General features: G+C 39.5%; 1 protein-coding gene. It reads right to left on the reverse strand.

All coding sequences use genetic code 11. The features are described 5' to 3' along the window. Nucleotides 1-671: hypothetical protein (locus ACFIKE_RS10975; RefSeq protein WP_375649947.1), on the reverse strand; the 671-nt coding region annotated here is incomplete at its 3' end. Nucleotides 672-1,176: the final 505 nt, after the last annotated feature.

A 1,176-nucleotide genomic window follows, 5' to 3' on the forward strand; every position in this document is an offset into this window, starting at 1 on the left:
GATAAAAGAGAGCTGGCAGGTGTCTTAGGCGCCCCTCCGGTAGGTTCCCAATTCGCAACAGCCGCTAATTCCTCAATGAGCTTCTCTCTTGGTAAATTATTATCATCCACCAACTTGTACTGAACGGCATTGTCACTAAGCCACTTTATAAGCGTTCCTTTAACAGTTTTACCACCCTCAGCCTCACTCACCGCTTCCCATGCCGCAACCACCGCCGCAAGCTTTGGAGCATAACGTGGATTCGTTGGATCTTGAAACTTATATTTTTGATCCTTAGTCTCAGCAAAATTATCCTCAGGGAAAAAAACTTTAGGTCTCTTACCACGCAATAAAAGCCATTTCCTCAAATCATCTAAGGAAACAACAGAAGAATCTTGAACAATAGGATTCTCGTGCAAACGCTTCCCCCACAAATCACAATGACCATACCCTTCTACCCTTAATTTTCCCTCTTTTGCTTCTCTTACTATGTCACTATAAACAGCTCGGAATAAAGCAGTTTTATTAGACGGTACTGAATACCCTCCTTCGTAAATATTACTGTCTCCAGGTCTGAGTGCGTTGGTAAATTCACATATGAGTGGATTCAAATCCACTATCAATAACGCTGCCTGCAGTATTGTTATTTTTTGAGAACGTAAAAGCCATTCTATACTTTCATCAATTTCCATATATTCCCCGCTTTTTCTACGAAACTTAACATATTTTTCAAAATGCTAAGAGCAATCTCCTTCACTGACACAGAGATTATACTCCCCTCACACTGCAACTTATCACACTTTTTAATAATCCCACAACCACACCCTTCCTTGTGATACACAAGCAAATGATTTGAATTGATTTAAGATAAGAAGTTTTGAAGTGAGAGGAATCCTACTGAATTTTGGGCTTTCATGCAAGATATCAGGCAAGTTACAAGGCAATAAATGCCCCTTCATAAAGGGTAAATTTTTATGCGTGATCAAACAATTTGATATGATAATATCTCTTTCTCATTTATGCACCCCCACCCTTAAACCTGCCCCTGCAATTACAGCACAAAAGATAATTCGTTACACGCTAACAAATCCACCTAAATGCAAAAGCTGTAACAAGGCTCAATGCGCGTAAATATCATAAGAATACTGTCTTACACCTCCACAAGTGGGATCAAGTGGCGTAAAACTGTACAATAAA

Source organism: Bartonella sp. MU70NMGDW (assembly GCF_042194085.1).
In the GTDB taxonomy this organism is placed as follows: Bacteria; Pseudomonadota; Alphaproteobacteria; order Rhizobiales; family Rhizobiaceae; genus Bartonella; species Bartonella grahamii.